The organism is Citrobacter sp. Cu096 (genome assembly GCF_030332285.1).
GTDB classification, from domain to species: domain Bacteria; phylum Pseudomonadota; class Gammaproteobacteria; order Enterobacterales; family Enterobacteriaceae; genus Citrobacter; species Citrobacter meridianamericanus.
On record NZ_JAOWID010000019.1, the window covers coordinates 35,979 to 47,604 of the forward strand.

Below are 11,626 nucleotides of genomic sequence, written 5' to 3' on the forward strand. Positions count from 1 at the left end.
CCCATTGATTTCAGACGTCTTCGTGTGCCGCCATCCACAATCCATACAAGTTCGCCAGCATGTAGCCTTCTTCATTCACATGTAGCGTCACCGTGAATTCTTTCAGCAATGCCTGATGGACCAGTAAAATAGTCGGCCAGAGATGAGATTGCGCCAGTTCCTCCAGCAGCTCACCATCCAGCGCTTCAATCACCTCGCCCTGGCGACTGCGCATGAGCGCACTCGCCATATGCGTCATCGCCATGGTTCCTTGCTCGCTGTGAATCGGCAAACGCCATTCTTCGTCCAGCCGCCTGACGACCTGCAGCATGCCGCTGCAAATATCCTTGTCGATAACACCTGCTTCACACAGCAGGTTCAACCTGTTTTCCATGTCGTTCGCCTTCACTTAATAACTGGGTTCCTGTTCACCGTTCGCCACACGTTGTTGGTGGGCGAGCAGTGCCTCTTTATTAACAACCGCCCGCAGTAACTGTTGCATCGGATAATCCTCTGCCCGGGTCAGCACCACCGCCTCCGTGGCCTGTAGAAATCGCGGATCGTTGGTGAGCGGCGTGGCTTCTAATCCCAGTACCGCCAATTCGGCCTCTGCTACCACGTTCCAGATCACCGCATCGACATCTCCTTTCGCGATGCGCTGCAAACTCTCGTGGTAAGGCATATCGATCAGTTCAACGTCACGATCGCCAAAACAGGCCTCGGTCATGATTTTCTGATCCGCCGAGCGATTATCGAGCCCGACCCGTTTTACCGCGGCACATTCGCCTTTGCGACAAATCAGTTGATGTTCGCCGACGTAGGTATGCGGCCCCAGCGCCAACGTGATGCGCAGCCCGTCCTGGGCAAGATAACTTTCCGCAGCCAGGCGAGAAACCACCGCCATGTCGTAAACGCCGTTTAGCAGGCATTCCACGCGAATATCGGCCCCACGCATGTGTGCGTAATAAAACGGGATCCCATCAAACTGTGCCTTAAGCCCACTCGCCAGCCCTTCATATAAACGGGTGTAGGGTAGCGGCATCGCACAGACCACAGTATTGATATCCACATGCGTCAACAGCGTGCGGTTATCCATCTCTACCAGGTAACTACCATTACGCCCACGACGCTCAATACGGATCGCGCCTGACGATTCCAGTGTTTTTAGCGCGGCCTGCGTTAATCCCACCGACGAGCGGCATTCGCTCGCCAGTTCATCAATGGTTTTCAAACGGTTACCACACTTTTCACCGAGCAGGTAACGGGCCAGGGTTGTCAGTACAACCCCTTCCTTCTTAATAAATGTCCGACTCATTATATATTTTCAGTAAATTGAATATTTATATCTTCATTAAAATGAAAATATAGCGCAACAAGGAAATATGCAAACGGCGAGGTGCTTCACAGTTTTTGCTATTCACAAACAAACAGGCGAAAAAAAACCGGGTATACCCCGGTTTCTTCAGAACTGCAGCGCGTATTACGGCTTGGCGACAAAACCAATGGCTTCATAAACGGCTTTCAGCGTAACAGACGCACGGGCGCTGGCTTTTTCAGCACCGTCTTTCATCACTTTCTGCAGGAAAGCTTCATCGTTACGGAAACGGTGATAACGCTCCTGAAGCTCAGTTAGCATGCCGGAAACAGCCTCAGCAACTTCGCCTTTCAGATGGCCATACATTTTGCCTTCGAAGTGTTTTTCCAGCTCCGGAATGCTCTGGCCAGTGACGGCAGAGAGGATATCCAGCAGGTTGGAAACGCCCGCTTTTTCTTTCACATCGTAACGAACAACTGGCGGCTCTTCCGAGTCGGTCATCGCACGTTTGATTTTTTTGACGACAGATTTCGGGTCTTCCAGCAGGCCGATAACGTTGTTGCGGTTGTCATCAGATTTTGACATCTTCTTCGTCGGCTCCAGCAGCGACATCACACGCGCGCCGGATTTAGGAATGAACGGCTCCGGCACTTTGAAGATGTCGCCATACAGGGCGTTGAAGCGCTGGGCGATGTCGCGGCTCAGCTCCAGATGCTGTTTCTGATCTTCGCCAACCGGGACCTGGTTGGTCTGATACAGCAGGATGTCTGCCGCCATCAGTACCGGATAATCAAACAGCCCGGCGTTAATGTTCTCCGCATAACGTGCGGATTTATCTTTGAACTGGGTCATACGGCTCAGCTCACCGAAATAGGTGTAGCAGTTCAGCGCCCAACCTAACTGTGCGTGTTCCGGCACATGAGACTGGACGAAAATAGTGCTTTTTTCAGGATCGATACCGCATGCCAGGTATAGCGCCAGCGTATCCAGCGTTGCTTTACGCAACTGCTGAGCGTCCTGACGAACGGTGATAGCATGTTGGTCAACGATGCAGTAGATGCAATGGTAGTCATCCTGCATGCTCACCCACTGACGCAGCGCACCCATATAGTTGCCAATGGTCAATTCACCTGAGGGCTGTGCGCCACTAAAAACGATGGGCTTAGTCATTTTTTGATTCCTGATTTTCGCTATGCGGAAGCCCGAGAGCGGGCAGTAGTTCATTAATACGGTCGTAAATAACGTCGGGCAGGCTCAGCGCGATCGACTCGCCGTAGTTGTAGCCATAGGTCAGGCCAACGGACGGACAACCAGCAGCTTTTGCCGCCTGAATATCATTGCGTGAATCCCCTACGAAGAGCATTTGCTCAGGCTTGATGCCAAGCTTACTTGCCACCAGCAGCAGCGGATCCGGATGGGGTTTTTTATTCTGCACGTCGTCGCCACCGATGACCACGCTAAAGTATTTGGCGATATCTAACGCCTCAAGCAATGGCGCGACAAACGGGGTCGGTTTGTTAGTCACCAGACCCAGCGGCAATCCTTTCGCATGCAGCGCGCCCAACGTATCGGCTACATCAGGGAACAGGAATGTCCCCTCTTCTGCGACATCGCCGTAGTATCTGTCGAACAGCTTGCGCAAAATCCGCACCTGTTCCTCGGCGGGAATATCATCATCAACGGGTGGTTTACCCATTGTTTTACGTAATGTCGCGCGCTCCTGACGAGACCACGCCAGCGCGCGCTCCATTAGTACATCTGCACCGTTACCAATCCAGGTGATAACGCGTTCTTCACCGGCCACCGGCAGTTCCAGCGCATACAGCGCCATATCCACCGCTGCGGCTAATCCCGGCGCGCTGTCGACCAGCGTGCCGTCGAGGTCAAATGCAGCGCCCCGAATATCCTGAAACTTATCCATGACTTACCTTCGCCAGTTCATTGCGCATTTCATCAATGACTTTTTTGTAGTCTGGTTGGTCGAAAATAGCAGAGCCTGCGACAAACATATCTGCACCCGCCGCCGCGATCTCACCGATGTTGTTCACCTTGACGCCGCCGTCCACTTCCAGACGGATATCGTAGCCAGACTCATCAATACGGCGACGTACTTCACGCAGCTTATCCAGCGTTTGTGGGATGAAAGACTGCCCGCCAAAACCTGGGTTAACGGACATCAGCAGGATCACGTCGAGCTTATCCATGACGTAGTCCAGATAGCTCAGCGGCGTTGCCGGGTTGAATACCAGGCCCGCTTTACAGCCATGTTCTTTGATCAGCTGTAAAGTGCGATCGACATGCTCGGAGGCTTCCGGGTGAAAAGTAATGATGCTGGCGCCGGCTGCGGCGAAGTCCGGGACAATACGATCGACCGGTTTCACCATCAGGTGAACATCAATCGGGGCGGTAATGCCATATTTACGCAACGATTTCAGCACCATCGGGCCGATGGTCAGGTTCGGTACGTAATGATTGTCCATGACATCGAAGTGCACGACGTCGGCTCCGGCAGTCAGCGCTCTCGCGGTGTCCTCACCCAGGCGGGCAAAATCAGCCGACAGAATTGAGGGGGCGATCAAATACTGTTTCATCCGCTTCTCCTTGAGAATTATTTCTTCGCAGGCGTTACAACTCCTGGTTTATACAGTGCCAGCAGTTCATTCACCTTTTTACGCGTGCCGCCATTGCTGCTAATGCTGCGCCGCACTTTGACCTGAAAATGTTTCGCCGCGCTGTACCATTCACGGGTATCGGGCGTGTCATGATTCGAAATTAACACCGGGATCTGCTTACTGACCAGCTTTTCTGCCATCTGGGCCAGATGCGCCTGCTCTTTCGGGCTAAAGCTATTGGTATGATACGCGGTGAAATTTGCCGTCGCCGAAAGTGGTGCATAAGGCGGGTCACAATAGACCACAGAGTTACTGTCTGCTCGATCCATACACTCTTCATAAGAGAGGCAATGGAACTCCGCATTCTGCGCTTTTTCAGCAAAATGGTACAACTCGGCTTCCGGGAAGTAAGGTTTTTTATAACGACCAAACGGTACGTTAAACTCGCCGCGCAGGTTGTAACGGCATAATCCGTTGTAACCAAAGCGGTTCAGATACAAGAACAGCACTGCACGGCGGAACGGATCCTGGCTGGCATTAAATTCTTCTCTGAACCGATAGTACACCTCAGCCTGATTGGTTTCAGGCATAAACAGCTCGCGTGAAGCCTGCACATACTCATCGGTACGCGTCTTCACGATGTTATAGAGACTGATGAGGTCGCTGTTGATATCGGCAAGAATATAACGAGAAAAGTCGGTGTTGAGAAACACCGACCCGGCACCCACGAAGGGTTCAATCAGGCACTCACCCTGAGGTAAATGCCGTTTGATATCATCAAGCAGGGGATATTTCCCCCCTGCCCATTTCAAAAAAGCGCGATTTTTTTTCATGCTGACTAACTAATTACACCTTCTCCGGCTGTGGAGAAAGCTCCGACAGCATCCTGCGCTTTAGTCTTTGTCCCGCAATTGGGCGAAACAGCAAACCATTGCAGAACATATCCTATCTTACTTCAAATCGGCCTGAACCTGGTGCAGCGGTTTTGCCCACGGGTTTTTCGCCTGAATATCGGCGGGTAACGTAGACACTGCACGTTTCGCATCTTCTTTAGAGGCATAAACGCCCGTCACCAGAACATACCACGGTTGACCGTTACGCGTCGTCTGGTACACCACGTAGTTCTTCAGGTTTTCTTTCTTCGCCCAACCGTTCAGGTTGTCGTAGTTAGAAGAACTGCTGAGCTGCAGCGTGTAATGGCTGGACGGCGCAGCTTTTAACGCGCCGACATTTCCAGCACTTTTCGCTCCGCCAGCAACAGGTGTTGACGTTGTTGCCGTCGCGGTTGGCGCAGGCGTTGCAGTCTGGGCTGGCGTCGTCGCCGCGGTTGCTTTCGGCGTAGCGGTTACCACTGGCGCTTTAGTTGTGGTCGTCGGTGCAGTTGCGGTTGGTTTTGCCTGAACAACAGGTTTCGGCTCTGCCGGCGTTGTTTTCACCGTGGTTTGCGGCTTGCTCTTCGGCTCAATAACAGCCTGTTTACGTTCCTGGCGCGTAGCAGCAGGACGTTCAGTCGTTTCCGTTTTCGCAGTCTGGCGCGCAGCATTACCATTACGAACGGGAGCTACGGTCGCAGGTTCGGTCGGCAGCGTAGAGTTAACTACAACATTATTAACCTGCTCCTGACCCTGCGGTTGCGTCAAAGCGTTGTTCAGATCGCCCTGCACTTCAACACGCTGTTGGCCTTCGGTTGCCGCAGGTGTCTGACCTTGAGTCGGCGTGGAGGAAATCGGTGGCAGGGAAACATCCTGCTGGGTATTGCCCGCAGTTTGCTCAGCGCCCGCTGCAGGCGTAGTCGTACTCGCCTGATCCGTTGCATTGCTGCCAGAAAGGTCGATGCTCTTCTCACCAGATGCTGCCTGCTCATTGGAAGAAGATGATGAGGGGGCTTTCAGCGCAGAACCGATACCGATAATCAGCAGCAGGAGCACCAGAACACCGACCCCCATCATCATATACTGACGTGAGGCAGGCTTACTGGCGGCTTTCTTACGCTTGCGCGGACGGCGTTCTACACGCTCTTCATCCACGTTATCGTCTTCAGATTCATACTCTTCTTCAATGTCCCGCTCTTCTTCACGCTCTTTACGTGCGCGCGCAGGACGGCGATCGTCAGCATCCAGATCAACATCATCAAAATTGATTTGCGGCTCATTATCGCGTTCAGACGATTGACGAGAACGACCAGTACGACGATCGCTGGGATCGGGTTTCAGCTCGTCTTCTGGTTTGAATTCATCCATTTAACACCCCACTCAAAGGTTAATGCTTACGACTTTGCACATAACCTGAAGCTAAAAGACCTACGTTTCGCAACGTAAGCCAGACCTTTCTTGTTGTTACGCCAGCTGGCAATCAGCAATAGCGTTAAGAACCACCTCGTGCGACACTCCGCCGCGCACTTCACTCTTCCCTATAGCCTGCGGAAGCACTAAACGAATCTCTCCCGCTAACACTTTTTTATCTCGTAGCATGTGCGGCAGATAAGCCTCAGTGGACATTTCACGCGGCCCATTCACCGGTAAGCCTGCTCGCTGTAACAGCGTAATGATGCGCTGCGTATCAGCGGAGGTGAACTGACCCAAACGTTCAGACGTACGGACAGCCATTACCATACCTGCTGCAACTGCTTCACCATGTAACCAATTGCCATAACCCATTTCAGCTTCGATCGCATGGCCAAACGTGTGCCCCAGATTCAGTAAAGCACGTAAGCCCATTTCGCGCTCGTCTGCTGCGACAACTTCTGCTTTCAGCTCACAACAACGACGAATACAGTACGCCATCGCCGGACCGTCCAGACGCAACAACGCATCCAGATTGTCTTCCAGCCAGCTGAAAAACTTACCGTCAAGAATTATGCCGTATTTGATCACTTCCGCCAGGCCCGATGCCAGCTCACGCGCAGGAAGCGTTTTCAGACAATCGAGATCCACCACCACGGAGGCCGGTTGGTAAAACGCGCCAATCATGTTTTTACCGAGGGGATGGTTTACGGCGGTTTTGCCGCCAACGGAAGAGTCGACCTGCGACAACAGGGTTGTTGGGACTTGAATAAAACGAACACCGCGCTGATAGCTGGCTGCCGCAAAACCGGTCAGATCGCCAATCACGCCGCCGCCAAGTGCGACTAACGTGGTATCACGACCATGTGGTTTTTGCAGTAACGCAGTGAAAACCGTATCCAGAACCGTCAGGCTTTTATACTGCTCGCCATCGGGGAGGATAACGCTATCAACGTTAACACCCGCCTGTTCAAGTACGCCGCGAACCTTATCGAGATAAAGGGGAGCCAGGGTTTCGTTGGTCACCAACATAACCTGATCGCCCGATTTCAGCGGTAAGAATGAAGCTGGCTCATTAAACAAACCAGCCGCGATGGTGATAGGGTAACTACGTTCCCCGAGAGTGACTGTGATCCTCTCCATTACGCGACATCCACCTTAGTTACTTGTACCCGCAGACGAGTGTGTATTCAGCCAGAATTAGTTGCTTTCCAACATATGAATAATCTGGTTTGCTACGACTTTTGCGCTCTGATCGTCGGTGCGAATGGTCACGTCAGCAATCTCTTCATACAAAGGATTACGTTCGTCAGCCAACGCTTCCAGAACTTCACGAGGCGGTGATTCTACCTGCAGCAGCGGGCGTTTCTTGTCACGTTGAGTACGCGCAAGTTGTTTTTCAATTGTCGTTTCAAGATAGACCACGACGCCACGCGCGGAGAGACGGTTACGTGTTTCACGTGATTTTACAGAGCCACCGCCAGTTGCCAGCACAATACCCTGTTTTTCCGTCAACTCGTTGATGACTTTTTCTTCGCGATCACGGAAGCCGTCTTCACCTTCTACATCGAAGACCCAGCCCACATCAGCTCCGGTTCGTTTCTCAATCTCTTGATCAGAATCGTAAAATTCCATATTGAGTTGTTGAGCTAACTGGCGCCCAATAGTGCTTTTTCCGGCACCCATAGGCCCAACCAGAAAGATATTGCGTTTCTCTGCCATTTTTTCGGTACTACTAAGACTATTCGTTAATGGTAAACCCGCTTCGCAGACACCCAGCGCAGCAGGACATGAACTGAAACCTCATAAGATATTGCGAGAGTCAGACTGAAAATTATCTCAATACTCAAGCGGGTTTGGCAACTGAATAAATCACCAAACCTTACGCATTTCTGGTCGTGGCATGCATGCTACCCTGCAAACATCAGACCTGGCGACGTATCGCGCAGCCAAATGACACGAAATAAGCCTATGACACACCACCGGAAAGGCAAAGCGTATTCATTGCCGCATAAGTAAAGAAAAGTACCGACGCTCAAATCGGTACTCCTTGTATGCTAAATACTCCCGCACGTCAAATCCCTGAAACGTGTTCAGTGCAAAAACAACGGCTTTTCATGCATAAGTTATTCCGTTAAAACCAGTCTGGGCGTAATAAACACCACTAATTCGCGCCGTTCGTCTTCTTTTCCATCATGGCGAAAGAGAGAGCCAAGCCAGGGAATATCGCCTAACAGCGGCACGCTGTCGGCAGCGGATTTATTTTTGTGTGAAAAAATCCCGCCCAGGGCAATCGTTTCGCCGCTTTTCACCTCGACCTGCGTTTCAATCTCCTGCTTATCAATAGCCAGAACTTCGCCATCCGCCTGTTGTAACACCTGCCCGGGAACATTCTGGCTGATATGCAGTTTCAGCCTGATTCGTCCTTTCTGCAACACGGTAGGCGTTACCTCCATCCCCAATACAGCTTCTTTAAACTCGACGGATGTCGCGCCGCTTTCACCGCTGGAGACCTGATATGGGATTTCGCTACCCTGCTTAATACTGGCAGGTTGCAGGTGAGAAGCCAGTAAACGTGGACTGGCGATGATATCCAACTGCTGTTTTTGCTCCAGCGCAGACAGCTCCAGTTCGAGTAAACGACCGTTAATGCGGCCAATGTTAAATCCTACACGGGTTGTAGCGGTGGCGACAGAAAGATCGCTGGCAAGCGTTGTAACATTACCCACCGTACCGGGTTGCTGTGCGTCAGCCAGCGACCACTTAACCCCCAGCTCACGCAAACTTTTTTCATTAATTGTGACGATATGCGCCGCCAGCTCAACCTGTGCAACCGGCAGATCCATTTGCGCCACCCACTTTTCCAGTGCGTTAAGCGCAACGCGATTATCACGCAGCAGTAAACGGTTGGTTCGTTTATCCACCGTCATGCTGCCTTTGGCGCTAAGCAGCTTTTCTCCGGCCTTGGCCAGCTCGGATGCATCGGCATAGTGCAAAATGATGCTGCGATGTTCCAGTGGTAAACTGGCCTGAGTCCGTGCCTGCTCATTTTCCTGGCGGGCCGCATTTTCACTCTGCCATTGAACAGAATGCACATGCAGAATATTGCCCTCCTGGCGTAATACCAGCCCGGCGCTTTTCACTACCGTTTGCAATGCCTGCTTCCAGGGCACATTCGTCAGATGCAGTGACAGCACACCGCTAACATCCGGTGAAACCACCAGGTTTTTCTGTTCTTGTTCAGCTAATGCCTGCAATACCTGCACAACCGGCACTTCATCGACCACCAGCGTCACGTTTTGTGATTTCCCCGCCAGCACGCTGGGAATCACGCCCATTACCATTATCACTATCCACGCCATCCTTCGCTTCATTTACCGCTCCTTGTCGTTGCCACTGCCACTGTGGTGGCTCGCAGTTTTTCCCTATGTCGAGGGTTATGCTCTGAGCTGTTATCTGTGCCACTTTCCAACCGTTTTTCAGGACCTCATTTCGCTCCACTCGCCGCCATTTGTGTTGGTTATCCTGCACGATGCCGATGGGTCGTGTGTCCTGGCTCACCATTCCCTGAAAACGCCATGCTGACAGTTCAGCAATTTGGCAGTGGTCTTCCGGCGGCAGGAAGGGATTACGCATACCGGTGAGCACCAGTACGCTTACGCATGCCAACAACCAGCGTTTAACCGTCATTCAGGCGCTCCAGTTGTAGCGTTAGCAGCAATTCAGCTCCTTCCTGGCTGAGAGAAAATTGGCTAACGTTCATTCCCTGCTCCGCCAGTTGGACAAACATCAGCGGGATGGCATCCCAGGCTGGCTTGAGCGTCATCTCTCCACCCTGAGCGGAGGGCTGCCAGTGGAGAAGACGTGTGTGCAGAGTCTGAAACAGCAGCGGAGAGAACGGAATCAGCGGCTCTTCAGGAGCTTCTGATGATGTCGCCAGCAAATATAGATTTCGCCATTGTGTCTGAATGGCCGCACGTTGCTGGTTGAGCGCCTCTTGATGCATCACCCGTTTCTGCGCGACGGGATGAAGACAGAGCAAGACGGCGATAAGCAGTCCCAGCAGCCAGCCACACCAGCAAATGAGCCGAAAGCGCGGCGACTGTGCTAACCAGCTATCACAGAGCGTTATCATGCGCACCGCTCCGCGTTAGTCGATAGTGGAATTGCCAGCGTCCCTGCGCATCCTGCTGCGTTTCCCCTGGGCTGTTCAACTGAAACCGCGACGGCTGGCGTAATTGCGCTTCCAGCGTCTTTAGCGCCGCAAAATTCAGCGTGTTTCCCGTCAGCTCCAGCGTCTCCTGCTGCCAGGTGATTTTTGTAAACCACGCCTGCTCTGGCAGTAATTCCGCTAGCCCTTGCAAAACCAGCTGCCAGCTTCGGGTCTGCTCACGCTGCCTGTTTCGTTCTTTTACCTGCAGCCATCGTTGCTGGCGATGCTTCATGCGCGGCTTTAGCGCCATTAAGGCCTCGCCTCGCGTCTTTTCGGCATCAGCCAGCAACAATTCAATCCGGGTTTCTATGTAAAAAACGCTGCAATAGCGCAACAACACGCCAATGCTAAGCACTAGCGAAGCGCTAAATAAAACGCCCCAGAAACGCAGGCAGGCGCGTCGTCGCGTCTGGCGCCAGGGGAGGAGGTTGATGGTCGCTATCATTAGCACACGCCTCCCATAGCGAGTCCCAAAGCAATGGCGAAACGATGGCTTTGCGTGGGAATGGGCGGCTGGCGCACGGACACCACGCTTAACGGATCGAAGCCGTCGGGGTCACATAGCGCAATGGCTGTCGTGGGAAGAGACAATGTCGTGGCAAGCTCGTCGATACTGCCAATATCACCCGTTGATTTACGTCCCCATGCCGAATGGGTAGCCCACAGCCACTGGGCGTCATCACGCCATACCAAACACTGTTGATGTTCTGGCAAATAGGGAATAAATCGCTGTAACGCACTGGCATCCGGGGTAATCGCCGTAACCTGCACTTTCAGCGTTTGAATAAGCGTCAGCAGTGTTGAAATCTCTTTGCTTTGCGCGGCAGTGACGTTAAACACCGGGCTCAATGCGTCTTCGCTATAATCGAAATGCAGCGCATCTGGTGCCATATCCAATTCACGCGCCATCGAACCGGATAACCATGCGGTTTGCTCCGGCTCGCGTAATGTCATATCCGGACGAGGGTACTTTTTTTGTAAAGTCCTGTTGGCGGGAAAGGAAAGATGAATATGGTGTCGGCGAGGAAGCTCACGGCTCCACGGCAGTAGCGCAGCGACAAGCTGTTCAGGCTCGCGAATGTGGCCATCGACGATAACCTGAGGCGTCAGCGGTATGCGCCACCAGCGTTGTAGAAACCAACCGGATGCGTCGCGAACAGCGGCGACTGCCAGCGCTTCATGTTGCTGAATATGCAGACCAATTTTCCAGATATTGAAAGCCATT

14 protein-coding genes are annotated in these 11,626 nt (G+C 52.5%); all 14 read right to left on the reverse strand.

Annotated features, from left to right (window positions below; all coding sequences use genetic code 11):
- Positions 1-10: 10 nt before the first annotated feature.
- The gene (locus OGX99_RS04270; RefSeq protein ID WP_151216843.1) at positions 11-373 is read right to left on the reverse strand and encodes a PRD domain-containing protein; all 363 of its coding nucleotides are present in this window, start codon (positions 371-373) and stop codon (positions 11-13) included.
- A 15-nt stretch (positions 374-388) separates the two neighbouring features.
- Positions 389-1,294, reverse strand: a complete 906-nt coding sequence (yhfZ, locus tag OGX99_RS04275) for a GntR family transcriptional regulator YhfZ (protein ID WP_151216844.1) — start codon at positions 1,292-1,294, stop codon at positions 389-391.
- A 165-nt stretch (positions 1,295-1,459) separates the two neighbouring features.
- A complete protein-coding gene (trpS, locus tag OGX99_RS04280; protein WP_151216845.1) occupies positions 1,460-2,464 on the reverse strand; it encodes a tryptophan--tRNA ligase in 1,005 nt (334 codons plus the stop codon).
- Positions 2,457-3,215 carry a phosphoglycolate phosphatase gene (gene gph, locus OGX99_RS04285; RefSeq protein ID WP_286542779.1) on the reverse strand — a complete coding sequence of 253 codons (759 nt, stop codon included), beginning with the start codon at positions 3,213-3,215 and terminating at the stop codon, positions 2,457-2,459. Before gph ends, trpS begins: the two co-directional genes overlap by 8 nt.
- Complete coding sequence (gene rpe, locus OGX99_RS04290; RefSeq protein WP_003023561.1) at positions 3,208-3,885, reverse strand: ribulose-phosphate 3-epimerase; 678 nt, start codon at positions 3,883-3,885, stop codon at positions 3,208-3,210. Before rpe ends, gph begins: the two co-directional genes overlap by 8 nt.
- A 17-nt stretch (positions 3,886-3,902) precedes the next feature.
- Entirely contained in the window at positions 3,903-4,739 is an 837-nt protein-coding gene (dam, locus tag OGX99_RS04295) for an adenine-specific DNA-methyltransferase (protein ID WP_151216847.1), read from the reverse strand.
- Positions 4,740-4,856: 117 nt separating this feature from the next.
- Positions 4,857-6,146 carry a cell division protein DamX gene (damX, locus tag OGX99_RS04300; protein ID WP_151216848.1) on the reverse strand — a complete coding sequence of 430 codons (1,290 nt, stop codon included), beginning with the start codon at positions 6,144-6,146 and terminating at the stop codon, positions 4,857-4,859.
- A gap of 96 nt (positions 6,147-6,242) precedes the next feature.
- Positions 6,243-7,331, reverse strand: coding sequence for a 3-dehydroquinate synthase (gene aroB / locus OGX99_RS04305; RefSeq protein ID WP_286542781.1), 1,089 nt, complete (start codon positions 7,329-7,331; stop codon positions 6,243-6,245).
- Positions 7,332-7,388: 57 nt separating this feature from the next.
- Positions 7,389-7,910 (reverse strand): shikimate kinase AroK, encoded by a 522-nt coding sequence (gene aroK / locus OGX99_RS04310; RefSeq protein WP_003023552.1) that lies wholly within the window; start codon positions 7,908-7,910, stop codon positions 7,389-7,391.
- A 404-nt stretch (positions 7,911-8,314) separates the two neighbouring features.
- Positions 8,315-9,562: a DNA uptake porin HofQ gene (hofQ, locus tag OGX99_RS04315; RefSeq protein ID WP_286542783.1), complete on the reverse strand. Its 1,248-nt coding sequence runs from the start codon at positions 9,560-9,562 to the stop codon at positions 8,315-8,317.
- Positions 9,465-9,878, reverse strand: coding sequence for a HofP DNA utilization family protein (locus tag OGX99_RS04320; RefSeq protein ID WP_187253790.1), 414 nt, complete (start codon positions 9,876-9,878; stop codon positions 9,465-9,467). Before OGX99_RS04320 ends, hofQ begins: the two co-directional genes overlap by 98 nt.
- Positions 9,868-10,323 carry a HofO family protein gene (locus OGX99_RS04325; RefSeq protein WP_151216852.1) on the reverse strand — a complete coding sequence of 152 codons (456 nt, stop codon included), beginning with the start codon at positions 10,321-10,323 and terminating at the stop codon, positions 9,868-9,870. The genes OGX99_RS04320 and OGX99_RS04325 overlap by 11 nt, the downstream gene beginning before the upstream one ends.
- A complete protein-coding gene (locus OGX99_RS04330) occupies positions 10,307-10,846 on the reverse strand; it encodes a PilN domain-containing protein (RefSeq protein ID WP_151216853.1) in 540 nt (179 codons plus the stop codon). Before OGX99_RS04330 ends, OGX99_RS04325 begins: the two co-directional genes overlap by 17 nt.
- Positions 10,846-11,625 (reverse strand): type IV pilus biogenesis protein PilM, encoded by a 780-nt coding sequence (locus OGX99_RS04335; RefSeq protein ID WP_286542786.1) that lies wholly within the window; start codon positions 11,623-11,625, stop codon positions 10,846-10,848. The genes OGX99_RS04330 and OGX99_RS04335 overlap by 1 nt, the downstream gene beginning before the upstream one ends.
- Between the last annotated feature and the right edge of the window lies 1 nt (position 11,626).

What these genes read in the sequence shown, in the direction of transcription:
- OGX99_RS04270 (WP_151216843.1), bottom strand. Translation starts at nt 373, where the DNA reads ATGGAAAACAGGTTGAACCTGCTGTGTGAAGCAGGTGTTATCGACAAG.
- yhfZ (WP_151216844.1), bottom strand. Translation starts at nt 1,294, where the DNA reads ATGAGTCGGACATTTATTAAGAAGGAAGGGGTTGTACTGACAACCCTG.
- trpS (WP_151216845.1), bottom strand. Translation starts at nt 2,464, where the DNA reads ATGACTAAGCCCATCGTTTTTAGTGGCGCACAGCCCTCAGGTGAATTG.
- gph (WP_286542779.1), bottom strand. Translation starts at nt 3,215, where the DNA reads ATGGATAAGTTTCAGGATATTCGGGGCGCTGCATTTGACCTCGACGGC.
- rpe (WP_003023561.1), bottom strand. Translation starts at nt 3,885, where the DNA reads ATGAAACAGTATTTGATCGCCCCCTCAATTCTGTCGGCTGATTTTGCC.
- dam (WP_151216847.1), bottom strand. Translation starts at nt 4,739, where the DNA reads ATGAAAAAAAATCGCGCTTTTTTGAAATGGGCAGGGGGGAAATATCCC.
- damX (WP_151216848.1), bottom strand. Translation starts at nt 6,146, where the DNA reads ATGGATGAATTCAAACCAGAAGACGAGCTGAAACCCGATCCCAGCGAT.
- aroB (WP_286542781.1), bottom strand. Translation starts at nt 7,331, where the DNA reads ATGGAGAGGATCACAGTCACTCTCGGGGAACGTAGTTACCCTATCACC.
- aroK (WP_003023552.1), bottom strand. Translation starts at nt 7,910, where the DNA reads ATGGCAGAGAAACGCAATATCTTTCTGGTTGGGCCTATGGGTGCCGGA.
- hofQ (WP_286542783.1), bottom strand. Translation starts at nt 9,562, where the DNA reads ATGAAGCGAAGGATGGCGTGGATAGTGATAATGGTAATGGGCGTGATT.
- OGX99_RS04320 (WP_187253790.1), bottom strand. Translation starts at nt 9,878, where the DNA reads ATGACGGTTAAACGCTGGTTGTTGGCATGCGTAAGCGTACTGGTGCTC.
- OGX99_RS04325 (WP_151216852.1), bottom strand. Translation starts at nt 10,323, where the DNA reads ATGATAACGCTCTGTGATAGCTGGTTAGCACAGTCGCCGCGCTTTCGG.
- OGX99_RS04330 (WP_151216853.1), bottom strand. Translation starts at nt 10,846, where the DNA reads ATGATAGCGACCATCAACCTCCTCCCCTGGCGCCAGACGCGACGACGC.
- OGX99_RS04335 (WP_286542786.1), bottom strand. Translation starts at nt 11,625, where the DNA reads ATGGCTTTCAATATCTGGAAAATTGGTCTGCATATTCAGCAACATGAA.